Annotated in this window: 11 protein-coding genes; 6 read left to right on the forward strand and 5 right to left on the reverse strand. The window is 65.6% G+C overall.

Features of this window, described 5'->3' with window-relative positions:
* The coding region (locus BSE24067_RS16605) for a glycosyl hydrolase 2 galactose-binding domain-containing protein (protein WP_254600360.1) at positions 1 to 2,403 on the forward strand (2,403 nt) is incomplete at its 5' end.
* Positions 2,404 to 2,460: 57 nt separating this feature from the next.
* Here BSE24067_RS16605 and BSE24067_RS16610 read toward each other — a convergent pair.
* The gene (locus tag BSE24067_RS16610; RefSeq protein WP_170297429.1) at positions 2,461 to 3,852 is read right to left on the reverse strand and encodes a sigma-54 dependent transcriptional regulator; all 1,392 of its coding nucleotides are present in this window, start codon (positions 3,850 to 3,852) and stop codon (positions 2,461 to 2,463) included.
* Between the two features lie 1,117 nt (positions 3,853 to 4,969).
* Between BSE24067_RS16610 and BSE24067_RS16615 the strand changes: the two genes are divergently transcribed.
* Positions 4,970 to 5,554 (forward strand): GNAT family protein, encoded by a 585-nt coding sequence (locus BSE24067_RS16615; RefSeq protein WP_151063430.1) that lies wholly within the window; start codon positions 4,970 to 4,972, stop codon positions 5,552 to 5,554.
* On the forward strand, positions 5,551 to 7,176 hold the full coding sequence (locus BSE24067_RS16620) for a mannose-1-phosphate guanylyltransferase/mannose-6-phosphate isomerase (RefSeq protein ID WP_151063355.1): 1,626 nt from the start codon (positions 5,551 to 5,553) through the stop codon (positions 7,174 to 7,176). Before BSE24067_RS16615 ends, BSE24067_RS16620 begins: the two co-directional genes overlap by 4 nt.
* Positions 7,177 to 7,252: 76 nt before the next feature.
* Here BSE24067_RS16620 and BSE24067_RS16625 read toward each other — a convergent pair whose 3' ends face one another.
* Complete coding sequence (locus tag BSE24067_RS16625) at positions 7,253 to 8,527, reverse strand: right-handed parallel beta-helix repeat-containing protein (protein WP_151063431.1); 1,275 nt, start codon at positions 8,525 to 8,527, stop codon at positions 7,253 to 7,255.
* Between the two features lie 294 nt (positions 8,528 to 8,821).
* Between BSE24067_RS16625 and BSE24067_RS16630 the strand changes: the two genes are divergently transcribed.
* The 3 genes from BSE24067_RS16630 to BSE24067_RS16640 all read left to right on the forward strand — a co-directional run bounded on the left by BSE24067_RS16630 (position 8,822) and on the right by BSE24067_RS16640 (position 12,444).
* Positions 8,822 to 9,868 (forward strand): glycosyltransferase family 2 protein, encoded by a 1,047-nt coding sequence (locus tag BSE24067_RS16630; RefSeq protein WP_151063356.1) that lies wholly within the window; start codon positions 8,822 to 8,824, stop codon positions 9,866 to 9,868.
* Between the two features lie 317 nt (positions 9,869 to 10,185).
* Positions 10,186 to 11,334, forward strand: a complete 1,149-nt coding sequence (locus BSE24067_RS16635) for a glycosyltransferase (RefSeq protein WP_151063357.1) — start codon at positions 10,186 to 10,188, stop codon at positions 11,332 to 11,334.
* Between the two features lie 27 nt (positions 11,335 to 11,361).
* Entirely contained in the window at positions 11,362 to 12,444 is a 1,083-nt protein-coding gene (locus tag BSE24067_RS16640) for a glycosyltransferase family 4 protein (RefSeq protein ID WP_151063432.1), read from the forward strand.
* 57 nt (positions 12,445 to 12,501) lie between these two features.
* Here the strand turns inward: BSE24067_RS16640 and BSE24067_RS16645 are convergent, their stop codons facing one another.
* The 3 genes from BSE24067_RS16645 to BSE24067_RS16655 form a co-directional block, all read right to left on the reverse strand.
* A complete protein-coding gene (locus BSE24067_RS16645) occupies positions 12,502 to 13,671 on the reverse strand; it encodes an acyltransferase family protein (RefSeq protein ID WP_151063358.1) in 1,170 nt (389 codons plus the stop codon).
* 87 nt (positions 13,672 to 13,758) lie between these two features.
* Positions 13,759 to 15,036: an oligosaccharide repeat unit polymerase gene (locus tag BSE24067_RS16650; protein WP_244130441.1), complete on the reverse strand. Its 1,278-nt coding sequence runs from the start codon at positions 15,034 to 15,036 to the stop codon at positions 13,759 to 13,761.
* A gap of 68 nt (positions 15,037 to 15,104) precedes the next feature.
* Positions 15,105 to 17,369: a polysaccharide biosynthesis tyrosine autokinase gene (locus BSE24067_RS16655; protein ID WP_151063360.1), complete on the reverse strand. Its 2,265-nt coding sequence runs from the start codon at positions 17,367 to 17,369 to the stop codon at positions 15,105 to 15,107.
* Positions 17,370 to 17,412 lie beyond the last annotated feature (43 nt).

Genomic DNA, 17,412 nt, shown 5'->3' on the forward strand with positions numbered 1-17,412 from the left:
CTGCCGGCCGGCGCCGGCTGGATCGCGGCCCCCGTACCCGGCACGGTCGCGCAGGCGCTTGCGCTGGCCGGCCGCACCGACGAGACGGCGACGCTCGCCGAGCGCGACCATTGGTATCGCGTCGACCTGCGCGGGCACGGGCCGCGCGTGCTGCGTTTCCACGGTCTCGCGACGCTCGCCGAAGCGTGGCTCGACGACACGCCGATTCTGTGCTCGGACAGCATGTTCGTCGCGCACGACGTGCCCGTGACGCTCGACGGCACGCATCGGCTGTTTATCTGCCTCCGCGCGCTCGCGCCGCACCTGCGCGACGCGCGAGCGCCGCGCCGTGCGCGCTGGCGCACGCGGTTGGCCGAGCCGGCGACGCTGCGCACCGTGCGTACGTCGCTGCTCGGGCACATGCCGGGCTGGTTCCCGCGTTGCGTGCCGACCGGTCCATGGCGGCCCGTCGACGTGCTCGATCCGGCCGACGGCCCGGTGCTGATTCATTGCGACCTGCACGCGCGCGTCGACGGCGACACCGGCTGGCTCGATGCGGAACTCGTGTTCGCGGCGCCGCTGCCCGACGCGTTCGCGGCCCGGTTGTCATGCGGCGAACATCACGCGACGCTCGAGCGCGGGGGCGCCGACCGGCTGCATGCGGCCGTCGCCGTGCCGAACGTGCGCCGCTGGTGGCCGCATACGCACGGCGAACCGGTGCTCTACGACGTCGCGCTGCACATCGGCGCCGAGCGGCGGCCGCTCGGCGCGACCGGCTTTCGCACGATCGAGCAGCATGCGGGCGACGACGGCAAGGGTTTTGGGCTGCGCGTGAACGGCGTGCCGGTGTTCGCCCGCGGCGCATGCTGGAGCAGCGCCGAGCCGCTCGCGCTGCACGCTGACGATGCGGCCTATGGCCGCCTGCTCCGGTATGCGCGCGACGCCGGCTTCAACATGATTCGCGTCGGCGGCACGATGACCTACGAGGCCGACGCATTCCACGCGTGGTGCGATCGGCTCGGGCTGATGGTGTGGCAGGACTTCATGTTCGCGAACTTCGACTACGGGCTCGACGATCGCGCGCTGGCGGACGCAATCGATCGCGAAGCCGGACAGTTCCTCACGCGCCATCGCGCATCGCCGTCGCTCGCGGTACTGTGCGGCGGCAGCGAAATCGCGCAGCAGGCCGCGATGTCGGGGCTCGCGCCGAAGCAGCGCTTTCTCGAGCTGACCGCCGAGCGCCTCGCCAGCCATGCGGCAGCACGACGACCCGATACGGTCTACGTTCCCGATTCGCCCGACGGCGGCGTGCTGCCGTTCGTGCCGCGCGAGCGCGTGTCGCACTACTATGGTGTCGGCGCGTACCTGCGCCCGATCGACGACGCGCGTCGCGCCGACGTGCGCTTCGCGAGCGAATGCCTCGCGTTCGCGAACGTGCCGTGCGATGCGATGCTCGCGAGCCTCGGCTGGCCGGGCGTTCACGAGCCGCGATGGAAAGCGGCCGTGCCGCGCGATCCCGGCACGTCGTGGGATTTCGACGATATTCGCGACCACTATCTGCAGACGCTGTACGACGTGGCGCCCGACCGCTTGCGGCGCGAGGATCCGTCGCGCTACTTCGAGCTGTCGCGCGCGGTAATCGCCGATCTGATGCGCGACACGTTCTCCGAGTGGCGGCGCACCGGTTCGCGCTGCGCGGGCGCGCTCGTCTGGCAGTTTCAGGACGTGATGCCGGGCGCCGGCTGGGGCTTGATCGATGCGACGCATCGGCCGAAGTCCGCATGGTATGCGCTGCGCCAGGTACTCCAGCCGGTGCAGGTGCTGCTCGTCGACGAAGGGCTGAACGGTCTCGACGTGCACGTGATCAACGAACGCCCTGCGCTGCTGTCGGCCGCCGTCGAGCTGGTCGCGCTGCGCGACGGCCGCACGCCCGTTGCACGGGCAGCCGCGCCGGTGCGGATCGCCGCGCACGACGCGATGCGGCTCGGGTCGGCCGAATTGCTCGGCCGCTTCTTCGACTGGACCTATGCGTATCGCTTCGGCCCGTGCGAGCACGACGCCGTCGTCGCGACGCTGCGCGGCGACGACGGCACGCTGCTGTCGCAGGCGTTCTACTTCCCGTCCCGCACGCATCCGGCCGTGTTCGCGCGCCGCGAACTCGTCATCGACGCATGCGTGTCGCGCAGCGACGATACGTGGCATGTCGACATCGATACGCGCCACGTCGCGCGCCACGTGCAGATCGACGCGCCAGGGTACGTGCCGCGCGACGACTGGTTCGATCTCGCGCCCGGCACGCCGGCGCGCGTCGCACTGATACCGCTCGCCGGCACCGGTGAATCGCGCGCCGGCGACGTGCCGCCGAGCGTCGAGATCCGCGCGGTCAACGCCGCGCGCACCGTCCGCGCGACGCCGGTCGCCTGACGCGGCCAATACCAGGTTGGCGGACCCCACGCGCGGCCGCCGGCCGCGCTGCGCACGTCAGTCCGACGAGCCCGTGCCGCGCGGCCGCTCGATGCCGTACGCCTCCATCCAGCGATAAAGCGTCGCACGCGACACGCCGAGCTCGCGCGCGGACGCCGCGACGCGTCCGCGCGTGCGCAGCAACGCCGTTTCGATCGCTTCACGCTCGATCGACTTGCGGATATCCGCGACGGACGGCGACGCCGCATCGAGACAGTATTCGAGCTCGAGGTCCTGCGCGGTGATCAGGCGCCCCTCCGTCATCACGACCGCGCGGCGCACGCGGTTGATCAGTTCGCGGACGTTGCCCGGCCAGTCGTGCTTGTAGAGCGCCGTGATCGCATCGGTCGAGAAGCCGCGCACGCGATGGCGTGCGTCGCCGCGAAACCGCTCGAGCATATGATGCGCGAGCAGCTCGATGTCCTTGCCGCGCGCGCGCAGCGGCGGTTGGTCGATGCGCATCACGCACAGGCGGTGGAACAGGTCCGCCCGAAACCGCCCTTCTTCCATCGCTTCGCGCAGGTCCACGTGCGTCGCGGACACGATCCGCACGTCCACCGGCACCGGATCGCTGCCGCCGAGGCGATGAATCGAGCGTTCCTGCAGGAAGCGCAGCAGGCTCGCCTGGCTCTCGTGCGGCAGGTCGCCGATTTCATCGAGCAGCAGCGTGCCGCCGTTCGCGGCTTCGACGTAGCCGATCTTGCGCGCGTTCGCGCCGGTGAACGCGCCGCGCTCGTAGCCGAACAGTTCCGATTGCAGCAGGTGCGGCGGAATCGCGCCGCAGTTGACCGCGACGAACGGGCCGTTGCGCCGCTCCGAATGACGATGGATCGCGACGGCCGTCAGCTCCTTGCCGGTTCCCGTCTCGCCGAACACGAACACCGGCGCGTCGGTGCGCGCGAAGCGCCGCACCGTGTCGAACAACCGCAGCATCGCGCTGCAGGTGCCGACGATGCCGTGCTCCTGCGATTCGAGCCGCTCGCGATCGCGCGCGAACAGGCATTCCATACCGTACGCATGGCCGACCGTATCGGCGATCCTTTGATGCGACGCGGGCAACGTGATGTAGTCGAAGCAATAATCGCGCAGCAGCGCACGCACGTTCGGCGATGCCGTCTGGCCGGCCTCGACGAGCGCGACCCACACGACGTCGCGCATCGACGCGCACGTGGACGCGATGCTGCCGATCGCGTCGGCGTGGCCGCCGCTCAGATCGAGGATGCCGCAGGTGATTTCGCCGGACGTGTCGCGCAGCTCGCTCGCGTGCGCGACGATCGTCACTTTCCAGTCACGTCGCGCGAGTTCCTTGCGAAGCATGACGGACGGCGACTGGGTCCAGTAAATCAGAGGACGCTGCCCGTTCGTCCTCCCCCCGTCGGCGCTCTTATCGCGCGTTATTGGCATATTCATAACGAACCATCACTTTTTGCACTCCGCGGACCATTCGCGTGCGCGCCGACGGTGGCGCATGGCCGCCTGTCCGCGCTGCGTTTCCACAGCCTTGGCGAAGATCGAAAATACACACGGCGAGAGCCCCCGGAGGTCGAGCCGGATGTCGTCCGGCCTCGTTGTCATCGAACTCGAAGGGAACGCGCAGCCCCCGGGGCCGCGGCATTCCGGCTTTGATGCGACGCGCCGTCAGGCCGGGCACGTCGGCAAACGGAAACTCCGTCCGCATTTGCGTCGCGTCGTACTCGACCGTCGCGCTCGATGCTGAACCGGATGGCCGCCAACCCGCTTCCGGAATGACGCCCTCGTTTGATCCGCTCCTGAATTTACACCGCCGTTGGAATGCCCTTGTTACCAAAAGAAAACGCCGCTTCAGCCGGTTACGCGTGCGACAACCCGGTGCGCCGCGCGTTTGACGACTCAGATTTGATTATCCACGACCATTGTCGTCAATCAGTGGCAAATACTACTTTTCTGCAACATCAGGGCCATCCATTGCCCGAGATTCTCGCCGAAATCGCAGAAAAAATCCGGAGCGCCCGTTTCTCCGGGCGGTAATCGCATGTCCGCCGCGACACGAGCATGACACATCGGCGACGCGCCGCGTCGGCGCGTTCGTTACAACGTCGTAACGAACGCGCCGCCCGTGCCGATCTCGGGCACGGCCGGTACGGCATCACCGTTGGCCGGCAGGTTCCGGAGGCTTCCGGCAGGTTCGGGCAGGCCGGCTGCCGCAGCGCGGTATGACCGGCCCGCATCGCGCATGCCCGGGCCTGCTGCCGGCACCCCGGCGCTATACGTCGCCCTCCCGACAGACCGTAGGCATCCTGAAAGGATCGGTCAACTCTCTCAATTATCGGGAGGCCCATGCCCGGCCACCGTGTGCTGCCGCACATTGCGCCGCTCGCGGCACGCGCCCGCGCCGACCGGCGGGCACTGCCGCGCGAAACCGGAACGTGAGTACGCTTTCGAACAGACCGGTGCGCTCGGCATCCGCATCATGAGTATTGCCGCGCCGCACGAAACGAACGCATTCGTGCGGCGCGGCGTGCTGAAGGCTTCACACGAGGACCGCATCATGGAATGGCATTGTTGTGAATTCGACCGTCTGAGCGCCGTCGATCTGTATGCAATCCTGCGCGCGCGCAATGCGGTGCTGGTGGTCGAGGACGCGCACACGCATCTCGACATCGACGGCAAGGATGCGCACGCGCTGCACGTGTACGCGCGGCGGCAAACCGGCGATACCGCGGAAGTCGTCGCATATGCACGCGTGCTGCCCGGCGACGACGTCGATCCGGACGTCGTGATCGACAAGGTGCTGACGAGCGAGGCGTGCCGCGACGACGCGACGCTCGAGCAGCTGATGCAGCGCGCGCTGACGGCCGCGCGCGCCGCGTGGCCCGACGTCGCCGTGCGCACGCACGTGCCCGAGCAGCGCCAGGCGTTCTACAAACGCTTCGGATTCCGCAAGGCCTACGGCCCGTATCTCGAACAGGGCTCGCCGTTCGTCGGTCTCGTGCGGCCGGCGGAGCGCGCGGCCGGTGCGCTGCGTCAGCTGCTGTCGCGGGCCGTCTCGACGCCGCGGCCGCACGGCGACGAGCCGCGCGTCGACGGCCGTGCACACAACCGGCTGTCCGCCGATACCGGAGCCAATCGATGACCACCACCCTGCATCCGGTTCCCGAACCCGGCCTGCCGTGCATCCTGCCCGTCATTCTCGCCGGCGGTTCCGGCACGCGGCTGTGGCCGCTGTCGCGCGAGCAGTATCCGAAGCAGCTGATCGAGCTGACCTCGGACGAATCGCCGCTGTCGGCGACCGCGCGACGCCTGAACGGCATCGCGAACGCGTCGCTCGGCGACACGCTACTGCTCGTGTGCGGCGAACAACATCGGATCATGAGCGCCGCTCAGGTGTTCGGGCGCGCGGCGCCGGCGCGCATCCTGCTCGAACCGGCCGCGCGCAACACGGCGCCTGCGCTGACGCTCGCGGCGCTCGACGCCAGCGCGCTCGCGAACGATCCCGTGCTCGCCGTGATGCCGGCCGATCACGTGATCGGCGACGTCGCGGCGTTCCAGGACGCCGTCGGGCGTGCGGCGCGCTATGCGCTGGAAGGCGCGATCGTCACGCTCGGCGTGCTGCCGCGCCGGGCGGAAACCGGCTACGGCTACATCCAGGTCGGCGAGCCGCGCGCCGGCCGCCTCGGCGGACAAGGCGGCTATTCGATCGGCCGCTTCGTCGAAAAGCCGAACGCCGCGCTCGCCGACCGCTACCTGCAATCGGGCGATTACTGGTGGAACAGCGGGATCTTCGTCACGCGTGCGTCGATCTGGCTGAAGGCGATTCGCGCGCTCGCGCCCGACATTCATTCGGCATGCGAAGCGGCGTGGCGCGCGGGCATCGCCGAGGATCCGTTTTTCCGGATCGATGCGGCCGCCTTCGACGCATGCCCGTCGGACTCGATCGACTACGCGGTAATGGAACGGCTGTCGGAGAGCGCCGAACTCGGCATCGAAGGAATCGTCGTGCCGCTTTCGGCCGGCTGGTCGGATGTCGGCACCTGGGACGCGATCTGGGAAATCATGCCGAAGGACGATCAGGGCAACGTCGCGCGCGGCCCCGTCGTGTTCGACGAGACGCAGGACAGCCTCGTGCGCTCCGAGGGCCGGCTGATCGCGTGCGTCGGGATGAAGGACGTCGTCGTGATCGAGACGCCCGACGCGGTGCTCGTCGCGAACAAGCACGACGTGCAACGCGTGAAGGACATCGTCGCGCGCCTGAAGACCGAGCGGCGCCCGCAGGCGAGCGAACACCGCAAGGTGCAGCGGCCGTGGGGGCACTACGATTCGATCGATCTCGGCGAACGGTTCCAGGTAAAGCGGATCGTCGTCGAACCGGGCAAACGGCTGTCGTTGCAGATGCATTACCACCGCGCCGAACACTGGATCGTCGTGCGCGGCACCGCGAAAGTCACGCGCGGCAACGACAGCTTTTTGCTCAGTGAAAACGAATCGACGTACATCGCGGTCGGCGAAGTGCACCGTCTCGAGAATCCCGGGCGGATTCCGCTCGAGATCATCGAAGTGCAGTCGGGGGATTATCTCGGCGAAGACGATATCGTGCGGTTCGACGATCAGTACGGGCGGGTGGTCGTCGGACCTGTGCAGCCACGGTCCGGGACGAGCTGCACGCAGCCGACGCCGGTCGTACCGCTGTCGACCGGCGAATCAGGCAAACCGGACGAGCCTCAGGAGAGAGCGGAGGAGCGCGACACCGTTCGATAGCGTCCGATAGGCGCGCGTGCATCGCTCAAGCGCGCGCCGCGCGAGGCGGACGGCGCGAACGCCACGCGGCCCGCAATCAATCCGTACCGCGTTGCGACCATCGCGCTCGTCTGACGGACTCGCGCACGCGCGGCAGCAACGACATATCGGCGCCGCGCGCGTCTGGCGCGCCCGGCCGAGACTGGCGCGCGCCCGCACACGGAGCCCCAGTTGGTTGATTGCTCGCGGGCGAACCGGCTGCGCATTCCCCGTCAGGTCCGACGCGCACCGACATCCCGCCGATCCCGGACAGCTGATTGTCCGCCAAGCGTATGTCCGACACGTTACCCCACAACCGAATGCCGTCGAACCGCGCATTCGTCACGCGATTACCGGTTACGGACACGCGCGACACCGAACCGGACCACGTGCTGACCTCGATCGCCGCCTGCTGCGTGAGGGAGCGCAAATCGGTCCGGCCACTTGCGGTCTGGATATCGGCAATCACGTTGCGCTCGACGCGGACGTCGAACGAGCCGGCCGTGCGATTGCTGTCTTCCTGCGCGACGAGAATCCCGGCGCTGACCTGCACGTTGCGCACGATGTTGTTCGAAATCGTCACGTTCGCACCGCCGACGACGGTGATGCCACGGCCCCACGGGTTACCTTCCAGCGAGTTACCGGCAATCATCACGTTGCGGGTCAGCACGCCCTCGGCCTGGTAACTCACCACGGCCACCATGTCGTCGCCGGTTCCGCGCACGACGTTGCCTTGTACCAGCACGTTATGCGAGCCGTGCGTCATGTGGATGCCATCCGCCAGCGTGGACAGCACCTCGTTTCCGACGATAGCGACATCCGCACCGCCGAACACGAAGATGCCGGCACCTGCGCCGCCGTCGACGATGTTGTCGAGTACCTGCACGTCTCGCCCTGTTACCTCGATCTTGGTCGACTCCGGCGTCGTGAGACGCGTCGTGCCCGTTCCAGTGAGCCGGAAGCCGACGAGCGTCGTACCGTCGCCGCGCAACTCGATCGTCTGATCGTTCGGTGCCGTGGCGATCAGCGTCGCGCCGAACCCCGACAGCACCACTTCCGCCTGCCGCACGACGAGCGAGCGGCCGACAACATAGCGCCCCGGTGCGAATACGAGCCGCTGCGCGGGCCGCAGCGCATCGAGCGCGCGCTGCAACGCGTCCCCTTGATCGGCAGCGGTAGGATCCGGACGCACGTACGCGTCCGGTACGGCCGCATGAAGCGCAGCAGATTCGGTGGCGGAGGTTGCGGGTACGGCGGGTTCGGGCCGCGATAGCGCGCCCGCCATGCACATGCCGGCGATTACGCTGCGCGACAGGCGTTGCAATTCATGCATATCGAATCGTTTCCTTGGTGAGTCTGCGTGCGCGTCGAACGGCACGTGCCGGCGACCGACAGCATCGCACGTGCGCAAAGCCGACGAAAGCGGCGACGCTCTGACGTTGATTAGATCAGCGGCTCCGAACGGCTTCGGTGCGCCATCGGACCAAGCGCTCCCGCGCCGCATCCGCCGACGCGATATTCCGCGCGCGACACGAATTCCCGAACGGTAGGCTCGCGAACTGTGCGCTGCCACGCGATCCGTATCATGATCATGATTGTCCGCGCGTCGCTCATTCGACTTTCACACATGACCGATCTGACCATCGCAATCTGCAACTACAACCACGGTAAGTACCTGCGCGACGCGATCGATTCGGCGCTCGCGCAGACCGTTCGCGATGTCCACGTGCTGATCGTCGACGACGGATCGACGGACGATTCACGCGACATCATTCGTTCGTACGGCGAGCGCGTGACAGCGGTGTTCCAGGAAAATCGCGGCCAGGTTGCCGCGTACAACCGCGCGCTGGAACATGTCACGTCGCGCTACGTGATCCTGCTCGACGCGGACGACCTGCTCTATACGGACGCTGCGGCGTGCGTGCTCGCCGCGTTCGCATCCGGTGATTTCGTGAAGGTCCATTTCCGGCTCGACGTGATCGCGCACGATGGCGTGCGGACCGGCGCGAGCGTGCCGCAATCGGCAGTCGATACAGATTGCGGTCGCCTGCTGCGCACCGGCTGGCTGTACCCGTCGCCCCCCGCATCGGGCAATGCGTATCGGGTCGCTGCGCTGAAGCGCATCTTTCCCGTGCCCGTCACCGCCGACAATCAGCATGGAGCCGATTTCTACGCGATCTACGGCATCGCGCTGCTCGGTGCCGTCCACATGATCGACGCGACGCTTGGCGGCTATCGCGTTCACCAGCAGCCGAACGCAGGCGCAGCCGATGTCCCAGCCCTTGCGCTCGCCAATTCGGAAGACGCGGCCACTGGTGCGCTGAAGGCCGAGCGCCGCTGGTCGATCCTGCGCACGCTCGCCGGCGCGAGGCTGCAGGAAGCGCTGCCGATCGCCCCGCTCGACTTCGCGATCGAAAAGGCACGCTTCGCGAGCACGCTGTACCGCGCACCGTTGTCTCGACGCTGGCGCTGGTTCCTCTGCGAATCGGGACGCTACTGGCACACGGTACTGCGCAATCCGTTCTGGCGTCCTACCAAGAAGGCGGCGGTCGCGGTGTTGTCGCTCGCATGTTTGCTGCCGTCATCCGCGCTGAGCAATCGCGCGATCCGCTACCTGTCCAATCCACTTGCCCGTGTGCGCAAGTTGCCCGCTCGACGCGTTGACGTGCAATGAACGCGGCTCGATCGCTACAGAGCCGGCCGAATCGCTTGTTCGGTTAGCCATCGCACCCAGTGCGCCGAGCATGCGCTGCACAATAGTCCACACGATTTGATGCACGCATGACGGCAGATATTCGCAGCCGTGTAGCGTAGTCGACCGACCGACTACGGCCGGCAGGAAGCAATAGCCGATACTGCCATACATTAATCAATAAGGAATGCGTAATAGATATTCCGCCTAGTGTGCATGACCCGCTGACGACTTGACGATACGCCGCCCGATCGTCGCGCTCAGCAACGAACAGTGTGACCGAATCGACAGACCGAGAGATGACCAAAGAAAAGATCGTTCATATTGCCGAGGCGTTCGGCGGCGGCGTGCTGTCGATGCTGACCTATCTTGCCAACCACGCCGCCTCATCGGGCGTCGACGTGACGGTGCTTCATTCGATACGGCCGGAAACACCGAGCGATTTCTCGACGCTGTTCCGGCCCGACGTAAAGCTCGTTTACGTCGACATGGTGCGCGAAGTCAACGTTCGGCAGGACCTGCGGAGCTTGCACGCGCTGGTGCGAACCCTGCGCGGCTGCAAGCCGACCGCGATTCATCTGCACTCGTCGAAGGCCGGCGTGCTGGGACGTATCGCCGCACGGGTCGCTGCGCCGAATGCCACGGTCCTCTACTCGCCGCATGGTCTTTCCTTCCTGCGCTCCGACGTGTCGCGCGTGAAGCAATTCGCGTATCTGAGCTTCGAGCGCATCGCGGCGCACATTGGCGGCACCATCGTCGCGTGCTCGGGCAGCGAGCTCGGCGAGATCAACGAAAGAGTTCGCGCGAAATCGGCGGTGCTGGTCGAAAACGGCGTGAACGTAGCCGAGATCCCGCCTCGGCGAACGCGTGACGACCGCAAGGTCGTCATCGGGATGAGCGGTCGCGCGTCGTTCCAGAAGAATCATCAAGCATTCGTGCAACTCGCCGACAAGCTGCACTGCGCCGACGTCGAGTTTCTTTGGATCGGTGGCGACGCGGCAGAGATTCCCGATTCCGCCCGGCGCGAGGCCGTCACATGCAGCGGCTGGGTAACCCGCGAGCGAGCGCTGACGCTCACGTCTGAACTGGACATTTACGTCCAGACCTCCCGCTGGGAGGGCATGCCGGTCGCGCTGATCGAAGCGCAGGTCGCCGGGATCCCGGCCGTGGTGACGAACGTAATCGGCAATCGCGACGTGGTGATTCACGGCGTGACCGGGTACGTCGCGTCCACCGCCGATGAGATGGCCGAGTACCTGAGCACGCTCCGCGATGACCGACAGCTTCGCGAGCAAATGGGCGAAGCTGCGCGAAAACGGGCCATGCAGCGTTTTTCGATGAACGCGATCTTCCGCCAATGGCATGCGCTTTACGGACTTGGCACCGACGAGCTTCGCGTCGACACGCGGGATTTCGAGCCGGTCGCCGCGGATCACGTCAAAGCCTGATTTTGATTTCGCCATTCGATGACCGACATGCCCCCCTCGAAGAAACCGACACAACTCGTCTATAACGGCCGCTTCACGACGCAGAAGACGACCGGCGTGCAACGCGTCGCGCGCGAGCTGATCGCCGCGCTGATCAAGGTTCGCCCGCATGATCCCGTGACGGTCCTGGTGCCGCGCCAACCTGCCGTCGCGGTGAACGGCACAACGACGGTCAAGGTTGGCTTTTACAAGGGCGTGGTCTGGGAACAACTGGTGTTGCCCCTCTTCGCGCGCCGCGGCCGCATCGTCAATCTTGGCAATTCGGCTTCCATTTTCATCGGCAACCAGATCATCTACATGCACGATGCAGCGGTGTTCGACACACCGGCGCATTTTTCCAGGACGTTTCGCATGTGGTACCGGGTCATGTTCTGGATCTTGGCCCGCACGTCCTCGTGTGTGCTGACCAACTCCCGCTTCTCGCGGGATCGCCTCGCACACCACTGTGGCGTTCCGCCCGAGAAAATCCGCATCGTGCCGCTCGGCGCCGATCATCTCGATGCACTGGAGCCGGACACGAGCGTCCTCGGCAAGCACGGGCTGACGCCCGAGCGCTTCGTGCTCGCCGTCAGCAGCATGAATCCGACGAAGAATTTCGCGCGGCTGATCGCGGCATTCCGGCAAGTCGACGATCTTTCCATTGACCTCGTCATCGTCGGGATGCAGAACACCACCGTGTTCGGCAGGCAGGATCATGTCTCGGCAGCAGCAGAACCGAACATCAAGTACGTCGGCTACATCAGCGACGAGCAATTGAAGGCGTTGTATCAGAACGCCGCGTGCTTCCTTTATCCGTCGCTCTACGAAGGTTTCGGCATACCGCCGCTTGAAGCAATGCGCTACGGCTGCCCGGTCATCGTCGGCCAATCAGCGGCGCTCCCGGAAGTCTGCGCCGATGCCGCGCTGTACTGCGATCCGTATTCGCAGGACGACATCGCGCGGAAATTGCGGACCGTGCTCGATTCCGCTGAGCTCCGCGCGGAGCTCAAACGCAAGGGCAAGCTCCACGCGGAGAAATACCGCTGGAGCCGAAGTGCCGAGATGATGACGGAGATTTTCGACACGCTGTAGCGTTCTCGGTACGCCGGTGCTGCCACGGACGCAGCGGTACTGCGTGGACTTCGGTGCTCAACCGGCGCCGATCGCGCTGCCGGCCTCAACCCCGCGATCGCCGAACAAGCGCCCGCTCAGATACGACCGGATGGGTTCCTCGATGAACTTTGCGAAACCGACCGCGGCCACGGTCGAAAGCAGCGCGGCAACCATCGCTGTTCTGACGATGTGGATGTCGGCCTGCGGCGCATACGCGAACACCAGCCTGCCAATCGGATAGTGCACGCAGTAAAGCGGATACGAGATCCAGCCGAGGAACGCGCTGATCCGTGCCATCGTCTTGCCGCTTGGCGTGAGCATCGCACCGCGATAGACGAGCGCCGGTGCGACGAACAGCAAAATCGCCATCGAATACGTGCCTTTGATCGACGTCGGAAACGCAACGACCATCACGAATGCGACAAACAGCATGTAGTCGTTCTTGACGAGACCGGCGATGAACCAGTGCGGTTTCGCGGAGAGATTCGCGTCGTACATCTTTCCGATCGCAACGCCCAACAGGAACCCGTAGCCGACCCGGAAGAATCCGCCCATGAAATTGTCCGCCGACCAGCCCTGATTGAGAATGACCGATATCTTGCCGTTGTCGAAACCCACAAGCACACCGTACACGACGAAAGCGCCGAAGCATGCGTATGCCAGTCTCAGCAGGTTCCGCTCGCTTATCCTGATTGCCGCGACCAGCGCGACGCTCGCGAACGACTCGAAGAACAGCGACCACGCCGGCGGATTCAGCGGGAACACACCGGGATCGTTGACGGCCGGCAGGCCGTGATTCGCGGCGCCGGCAAATCCCGATACCAGGAAACGGCCGAGATATGGAACGACAAAATAATTCTGGCCGGTGGCTGCCGCCAGATTGCCCAACGAAAACGCCGCTGAGGAATTCATTTTCATGACGACGAGGCTAACGAACCCGATCGTTATTCCGATGCATATCATCGGATACAGGCGAATCACGCGTCGCTTCAGATACGTGTCCAGCCACGTGCCATGACGCAATCGTTCACCGTAAGAGTACGTCAGGATGAATCCGCTCAGCATGAAAAAGACGTCTACCGAAAGATACGCGCTCTGCAGTATTGGAATCGGCAGATCCTGAAGGAAATGCATGAGCATCACGCTGATTGCCGCGATGCCGCGCAATCCGTCCAGAATTTCGAATTTCTGTTTGTGAGTAGCCATGGATCGTAGCAGCAGTCGGGTAATGATCAAGCGGAATCGATGACATTGATTCGGCGCGGCACGCCCCACACCGCGCGGCCACCGCTTCTATCGCGACAACACGGGATCAATCTCCGTGACGCGCGTTTCGGACGCGGCACATATCGCTTCCCTGGCAAACCAACGGAACACGACGATCAACAGCATGACCGGCACGAAATTCCGTCCGCTGAACAGGTTCGGCGTCCGCATGATTTCCATGACCGACACGAACAGCACCGCATGGACGCAGCACCAGAACCCGTTACCGGTTCGCCAGCCCGCGTAGCTTCGACCGACCACCCATCCGAGCGTGATCGCGTCGAGCAAGCCGAACCAGCCCCACTCGTAGAAGTGGACGAAGATTCCCGACGGGTTGTTGAACTCGGGATCGGCGTAGCCGTTCAGGAACAGGTTGATGCTGTCGCCCGAATCGAGCCACGGCTGCAACGTCGCGCCGATCACGGGGAAGTGCAAAAGCCAGTCGAACGTGAACATCGGGTGGCCCTGGTTCCAGCCCAGCACGCTCACGATGCCCGCACCGTTGTTCAACGCGGTCGAGTAATACAGGCCCAGACGTTCGAGTGCAAAATCGAACAGGTTGTCGTAGATGTTGACGTAATAGGCTTCCCACGACCGGTTGTACTCGTTCGCGATGAACAGGCCGAACAGCAATGGGATCGCCGCATAAGGGCCGACCGACAACAGACGAGAATATCTGCCGCCGAGCCGAAACCGCACGACCATCAGCGCCAGCGGCATCGCCATCTCGATCAGTGCAAGCCGCTCAGCGAAGATGAAGCTGCGCAGCAGCGTCAGAACCGCGAGTACGGCAAAATAGATCTTGTAGCGATTCAGTCCTTTTAAGGGCGTCCTGAACACATAGAAATACAGCACGACGAACGGCGCAGTGGCCTGCGTGAACGTGCTGAGGCCAGTGATGCGCCCCTTCAGTTCAAGCATGTCGTATGCATTCGCTTCGCCTCGTACGAACGCGACCAGCAGCGCCGGATGCGAGAGGATGCCACTCAGCAACAGCACATAGCCGAACAGCGCAAGCGCAAACACGAGATCGAGCACCCGAGGCGACAACTCGACTGCGGCGGTAGGCGGCCCGCGCCGCGTGCAAGCCTCGGCCGTCGCCAGCCACGCCGCTGCCATCAGCACCATCAGGAACAATGCCCCGACGAACGCGTAGTAACCGTCGAAATAGATTCGCGCAATCGATTTCTGCTCACCTAGCAGGTCGAGCGAAAGCAGGCCATACAGCGGCAAGATGAACATCAGCACGAGGCGCGCGGGATCTTCCCACCAGTAGCCCGTATAACCGCCTGCCCGGTCGCGCATGCTCGCCATCCAGGGTGGCGTCGCGCGGCCGCACCGCGTGTTCGCCGCTGTCCTACCCGCTCGCCGGTTCATGACGCGCGTTCCACTCGTTGCCGCTGTGCCATTGCGCCGACGTATCCGGACGCAGCCTGATGCGTATTCGTGTCCGCGTAGCCATAGTCGTACCGTCCAGGCGCGCCGGTGTGATCGTTGAGAATCACACCGCGTACGCCGATCTGCGCGTGCTCGAGCCGCCGCGCGCTTTCGTCGAGCTCCGTCAGCGTCGTCACGCCGCTCCGCACGACAAGGAACACAGTGCCGGCCAGACGCCCCAACACCAGCGCATCGGCGACCGGCAGCAACGGCGGAGCGTCGAGCACGACCATGTCGTAGCGCGACGCGACCTGCCCGATCAGTTCGGCGAGCGCAGGCTGCAGCAGCAGTTGCCCCGGATCGGGAACGACGTTGCCCATCGCCATGAAATCGAGGCCCGGTGCGACCCCGCGCCTGATTGCCTCGTCGAGCGTGTGGGTGCCAGCCACCACGTCGGACAGCCCGGCCGCGCGGCTGTAGCGGAACCGGTCGTGCAGCGAGCCCTTGCGCAAGTCCGCGTCGATCAGCAGTACCCGCCGTTTCGCGGCACCGACGAGCGACGCGATGTTCGCGGCCACGAACGACTTGCCGACACCGGTCGTCGGCCCGGAGATCAGCACGACGGGATTGGGGGCGGCCGGCATCGACAATTGCAGCGACGCGCGAAAATTGCGCAAGCTTTCGAGCGCGGCGTCGTGCGTGTCGACCCGCGCCGTCGACCTGCGCGGGACGCGCCGGCCTGCGTCGAGGCGCGGTGCCGCGGCCGCACTGTGCGGGACCGTCGCGAACACCGGCAGCCCCGTCGCCCATTCGATTTCCTCCGCATCGCCGATCGTGCCGACGACACGCTGCCGCGCGATCACGATCGCCGCGCCGGCCAGTAGGCCCACCATCAGCAGGCTCGCCGCGGCAACCGCGCGATGCGGGCCGATCGGCTGCTCGGCGACTTTCGCCGTGTCCACTATCCGCACCGTGCCGGTCTTGCTGGCACGCGCGAGGACCATCTGCTGGCGCGTATTGAGCAGGTTCGTGTACAGCGCGGTGTCGACGGCCACGTCGCGCTGCAGCTGCAGCACGCCCTGCTCGACGGTCGGCAGCTGCTGGATCTGCTTGCGGGTCATGTCGAGCGAACGCTGCGCGTCGGCAAGCTGCGCATCGACGGCCACGACGGCCGGATGCTTCGGCATGAAACGCGTCATCAGCTCCTCGCGCCGCTGCTGCAGCGTCTGCACCCGCGTTTCGATGTCGACCGACTGTTGGCGCAATGCGAGCGCTTCGTCGCTCGTATTGACCGTCCCATGCGATGCGCGGAACGCGTTGAAGCGGTTTTCCGCCGCTTCCAGTTGCGCCTTCAGTTGCGGCAACTGGCCATCGATGTAGCGAATCAGCTTGTCAGCCGCCTCGGATTTGCGCTGCGTGTTCTGCGCCAGGTACGCGTCTCCGATGGCGTTCAGCACGCGACTGTCGTGCACGGGATCGGTGCCGTCGAGCGTCACGCCGACCAGGTTCGACTGCTTGCCGCGCTCGGAGATCAGCGCGTTCTTCTGCAGCCACGTGGTCGCCTCCTCGTCGCTGTAGCGCGTCAGGTCGAAGCGCGCGCCGGGCTTGCCGGCCACGTCTCGCACGAACACGTCAATCGGCCCTTCAGGTGACTCGATGTGCAGCGGCTGGCCGATACGGCCCTCCCATACCGGCCCTTTCCGGCCAAAGAGGCCCGTGCGCTGCAGCGTATAGGCACCGTCATCGCCGACGGTCAGCGCGAAGCGCTTGCCGAGCAGGCGTTTCGGCACGTCGAAGGTCGGCACGTCGATGCGCTCGGTGCCGTACACGTAGCCACCGGGCAACGGCGACGACAACCCGTCGGCGGCATCCACGAACCGCCAGCCGATCAACGGCACGTAATGCGGTCGCGCGTCGAGCGCGAGGTTGGTGCTGTCGATCGCGCGGTCGAGCACCGCGCGGGACTTCAGCACCTCGATCTCGGTCGATGCGTCCGTCTTCAGATCGAAGACCGACGACGGATCGCCTGGCAGCGATGTCTGTTTCGAATCGGTCTGGCTTTGCTCGACCTGGAACAGGATGTCGGAGCGGTAGACCGGCGGCGCGCACAGCGCATACAGGCCGCCGGCGAACGCGCCGGCGAGCGCGGTGCAGAAGATCAGGCGGCGGCCGCCATACAGCATGCTCCAGTAGCGACGCACCGGATAGGACGGCCGCAGAATGCGCCCGCTTTTCGGGTCAGGCAGGGTCGAAGTGTTCATACAGCATCAGTCCCGTATGGCGCGACGCGCAGTCGCGGTCACG

Origin of the sequence: Burkholderia latens (genome assembly GCF_902499045.1) — a bacterium.
Lineage (GTDB): Bacteria > Pseudomonadota > Gammaproteobacteria > Burkholderiales > Burkholderiaceae > Burkholderia > Burkholderia latens.

Bases quoted from the DNA above. Each gene is read 5' to 3' on its own strand.
- BSE24067_RS16655 (WP_151063360.1), bottom strand. From the start codon at position 17,369: ATGAACACTTCGACCCTGCCTGACCCGAAAAGCGGGCGCATTCTGCGG.
- BSE24067_RS16625 (WP_151063431.1), bottom strand. From the start codon at position 8,527: ATGCATGAATTGCAACGCCTGTCGCGCAGCGTAATCGCCGGCATGTGC.
- BSE24067_RS16630 (WP_151063356.1), top strand. From the start codon at position 8,822: ATGACCGATCTGACCATCGCAATCTGCAACTACAACCACGGTAAGTAC.
- BSE24067_RS16615 (WP_151063430.1), top strand. From the start codon at position 4,970: ATGGAATGGCATTGTTGTGAATTCGACCGTCTGAGCGCCGTCGATCTG.
- BSE24067_RS16620 (WP_151063355.1), top strand. From the start codon at position 5,551: ATGACCACCACCCTGCATCCGGTTCCCGAACCCGGCCTGCCGTGCATC.
- BSE24067_RS16635 (WP_151063357.1), top strand. From the start codon at position 10,186: ATGACCAAAGAAAAGATCGTTCATATTGCCGAGGCGTTCGGCGGCGGC.
- BSE24067_RS16645 (WP_151063358.1), bottom strand. From the start codon at position 13,671: ATGGCTACTCACAAACAGAAATTCGAAATTCTGGACGGATTGCGCGGC.
- BSE24067_RS16610 (WP_170297429.1), bottom strand. From the start codon at position 3,852: ATGAATATGCCAATAACGCGCGATAAGAGCGCCGACGGGGGGAGGACG.
- BSE24067_RS16640 (WP_151063432.1), top strand. From the start codon at position 11,362: ATGCCCCCCTCGAAGAAACCGACACAACTCGTCTATAACGGCCGCTTC.
- BSE24067_RS16650 (WP_244130441.1), bottom strand. From the start codon at position 15,036: ATGCGCGACCGGGCAGGCGGTTATACGGGCTACTGGTGGGAAGATCCC.